Origin of the sequence: Brevibacterium sp. ACRRH (genome assembly GCF_022346365.1) — a bacterium.
GTDB classification, from domain to species: Bacteria; Actinomycetota; Actinomycetes; order Actinomycetales; family Brevibacteriaceae; genus Brevibacterium; species Brevibacterium paucivorans.
The window spans coordinates 1-563 of the sequence record NZ_JAKRMN010000021.1 but is presented as its reverse complement, the minus strand read 5'-3'; the positions used below and the strand labels follow the sequence as shown (position 1 = coordinate 563).

Genomic DNA, 563 nt, shown 5'->3' with positions numbered 1-563 from the left:
TACACCAAGGCATCCACCATGCGCTCTTACACACTCACCACACTTAAAACGTGCAGCAAACCAGATAACACACAACAACAAACAATCACGACGATCATTCATCAGATGCTCGCGTCCACTATTCACAAACAAAAACAACAACAAGAAAGAACCACACAACAGTCTGTTCCCCCACAACCCAACAACGTGCCCACCCATGCACCATGCACCCCATCCAAAGAGCACACAACACACGCACACAACACACCACACAGGCGCATCATGAGAGTTTTTGTGACGTTCCACCCAAAAATAAGCACCACACACAACGTATGGTTTACCCACCCAACAACGGGTGGTTGCTCCTTAGAAAGGAGGTGATCCAGCCGCACCTTCCGGTACGGCTACCTTGTTACGACTTAGTCCCAATCACCAGTCCCACCTTCGACGGCTCCCCCCACACGGGTTAGGCCACCGGCTTCGGGTGTTACCGACTTTCGTGACTTGACGGGCGGTGTGTACAAGGCCCGGGAACGTATTCACCGCAGCATTGCTGATCTGCGATTACTAGCGACTCCGACTTC

1 protein-coding gene and 1 rRNA gene are annotated in these 563 nt (G+C 52.0%); one reads left to right on the top strand and one right to left on the bottom strand.

Going from position 1 to position 563, the window contains the following annotated elements:
- The coding region (locus tag MHX53_RS11485; RefSeq protein ID WP_239272784.1) for a hypothetical protein at window positions 1-360 on the top strand (360 nt) is incomplete at its 5' end.
- Here MHX53_RS11485 and MHX53_RS11480 read toward each other — a convergent pair.
- Window positions 350-563 (bottom strand): 16S ribosomal RNA (locus MHX53_RS11480); the annotation flags it as partial. The genes MHX53_RS11485 and MHX53_RS11480 overlap by 11 nt on opposite strands.